Below are 2,956 nucleotides of genomic sequence, written 5' to 3'. Positions count from 1 at the left end.
CCTTTTATCTTGGCCTGGGCATTTGAATTTACGGTTAAGAAGACCAGGGCGATAAGAAAAACGATAGCTATGCACCAATCCGGAGCCCGCAATATTGTATTGATAGGTGCCATATTTTTTCTCACAATTTTATTGCATGTATTTCTCAATACCTTCTTTAACAGACCCTTCGCCATACCCTGATCCCCGCCATACAATTTTTCCCTGCGGGTCAATTAAAAAGAATGTTGGATATCCGCTCACGCCATACTTCAAAACCGTTTCACCGGCAGTACCCTTCCCGTCCCAAAGCGTAAGCCAGGAAGGCTGGTCTCTTACAACGCCGGTCAGCCAAATATCTTTAGATTTATCCGCATAAAATGAAATGATCTGCATTTTCTCTTTGTATAAGCTGTCTATCTCCTTAAGCTCTTTTACAGCGTATATGCATGGCCCGCAATAGGTTTCCGTGAAATCAAGCAAAATATACTTCTTGTTGTATGATGAAATGCGATGTATATTGCCAGCGGTATCCAAGGCCTGGAAATCCGCATAACCATCTCCCGTCTTTAATATGTTCCCTACTTTCAGGAAATTGTATATCCGCTGCCCATAGATACTATTTTTATAGGGCGCTTTTAAGTTGGTATACATTTTTTGGATCTCTTCTTTTGTGAATTGCTTTTTGAGGTAAAACAGTTCATTTAGTCCCGCGTAAGAGTTGTAATATTTTTTGATAAAGTTGAGCCGTATGGAATCCATAGCCTGGTCGAGCGGCTTAATTATATTCCATGCAGAATCCCATTTTGATCTTGCTGTGCTGCTGCTATCCATCATTAATCCCGATATACTTTCAACAAGCTCGCCCCGGCGCTTATCATACCATTTGGTTTGATCATTCAATATCTGGTAGGTGTCCTGCGATGTTGAGCCGGTTTTTTCCAGGTAAAATGGGAAATCGGCTTTATCCCCTGAAATCTGAACATTTTCATTCCCAATAAAAAGATTACACCAATAATATTTCCCGTTATCTGTAACGGATAAAAACAAAAGCCTGGGGCTGTCGTGTAATCTCCCTTTAAAGTGTATAACATCATTTTTATACACGGCACTATCTATGCTCATTTGTGTTTCGGGGTCTTCCAGGTAAAATTGCACCCCGGTATCAAACCCTTTAAATTTTGCGGTAATGGTAAAACCGGCTTGTCCCATAGCATGGTTAGTGAATAATAAAATCAAAAGAAGGATTTGTGTTCTGATCATACCTGTGTTTTTAGTGAGTCAAAATTCCTACACTATCCTGTTGTGCAGGGCGATAAATGTGTAACTGATATCATCTTCTGTGTATTTGCATCTGCATATCCCGCTGCCTGCTACACGAAATCTTCTGACCGGGGTTGTTAGCGTAAGATTTTGCGACTAAACCTCAGCTCAATGAAGCAGTGCGAAGTCTGGAAATTTCGTATGTATAGCGGCATTATACGCAGCAAAGTAATCTTCTGAATTTCTCATTACCTTCGCATCCAAATGACAGAAAAAATACTCATTTTAGACTTCGGTTCCCAATATACCCAGTTGATCGCCCGCGCCGTTCGTGAGGCGAATGTTTACTGTGAGATCACTCCCTTTAATAAGCCGGTCCATTTTTCACCTGAACTGAAAGGAATTATCTTATCAGGCTCTCCTTTTTCAGTGAATGATGCCAACGCTCCTTATGTAGATGTTAACGCCCTGAGTAAAAAACTGCCGGTGCTGGGCATTTGTTACGGCGCCCAGTTAACCGCAGGCACTTTAGGCGGTAAAGTGGAAAAATCGGAAAAAAGGGAATATGGAAGGGCTTCTCTCAAAATAGAAAAGGACGATACCATTTGGTCGGGCGTTTCGGGCGAATCGCAGGTTTGGATGAGCCATGGAGATACCATACTGCAGCTGCCTGATGGTTTTGAGGTATTGGGAATAACCGACAGCATACCAATAGCCGCTTTCAAAAAAAACAGTACAACAGAACATGTAATTTACGGGCTGCAGTTCCACCCGGAAGTATATCATTCTGACGAAGGGAAAAAAATAGTCAGTAATTTTCTTGTTAAAATATGTGGCTGCAGGCAGGACTGGACACCGGCACATTTTGTAAGCGATACCGTGGCTACGCTTAAAAAACAAATAGGAGAGTGTAAAGTGATCATGGCATTGAGCGGTGGCGTAGATTCTACCGTTGCTGCCACATTGATCCATAAAGCCATTGGCAACAGGCTCTTTGGTATTTTTGTAGATAACGGGTTATTAAGAAAAGACGAATTTGAACAGGTTTTGAAAACCTATAATGAAATCGGGCTCAATGTTAAGGGCGTGGATGCACGCGACCGCTTTTACAGCAGGCTGAAAGGCAAAACCAATCCTGAAGAAAAAAGAAAGATCATCGGCAAAACCTTTATTGACATATTTGACGAGGAAGCGCATCAAATTGAAAATATAGGATTGCTGGGGCAGGGTACTATATATCCTGATGTTATTGAAAGCGTATCGGTGCATGGCCCTTCCGTTACTATCAAATCGCATCACAATGTGGGGGGATTACCGGAAAAAATGCATCTTGAGCTGGTGGAGCCACTGCGTTACCTCTTTAAAGATGAAGTAAGAAAAGTTGGACTTGAATTAGGACTTCCTTCGGCTATGCTCTTCCGTCACCCCTTCCCAGGACCCGGTTTGGCCATTCGTATACTGGGAGAAATAACGGAAGAAAAAGTACGTTTGCTGCAGGAAGCCGACGCGTTATATGTTAAAGCTTTGCGATCTTTTGACTTGTATGATAAGGTTTGGCAGGCCGGCGCTATTTTGCTTCCGGTAAAAAGTGTAGGTGTTATGGGTGATGAGAGAACCTATGAGTTTACCGTAGCATTAAGAGCAGTTACTTCTGTAGATGGTATGACGGCAGACTGGGCGCATCTGCCTTATGAATTTTTGGCACATATCTCAA

Annotated in this window: 2 protein-coding genes; one reads left to right on the top strand and one right to left on the bottom strand. The window is 42.3% G+C overall.

What is annotated here, in order from left to right; genetic code table 11:
- Nucleotides 1–129: 129 nt before the first annotated feature.
- Nucleotides 130–1,242 carry a thioredoxin-like domain-containing protein gene (locus PLH26_RS21270; RefSeq protein ID WP_324588025.1) on the bottom strand — a complete coding sequence of 371 codons (1,113 nt, stop codon included), beginning with the start codon at nucleotides 1,240–1,242 and terminating at the stop codon, nucleotides 130–132.
- 264 nt (nucleotides 1,243–1,506) lie between these two features.
- Here PLH26_RS21270 and guaA point away from each other — a divergent pair.
- On the top strand, nucleotides 1,507–2,956 hold a 1,450-nt coding region (guaA, locus tag PLH26_RS21265; RefSeq protein WP_324588024.1), incomplete at its 3' end, for a glutamine-hydrolyzing GMP synthase.

This window comes from Agriterribacter sp. (assembly GCF_035444585.1).
GTDB lineage: Bacteria > Bacteroidota > Bacteroidia > Chitinophagales > Chitinophagaceae > Agriterribacter.
This window is presented reverse-complemented; position numbering and strand designations above follow the sequence as displayed.

Excerpts from the sequence above, each read along its gene's own strand:
- PLH26_RS21270 (WP_324588025.1), bottom strand. The coding sequence starts at position 1,242 with ATGATCAGAACACAAATCCTTCTTTTGATTTTATTATTCACTAACCAT.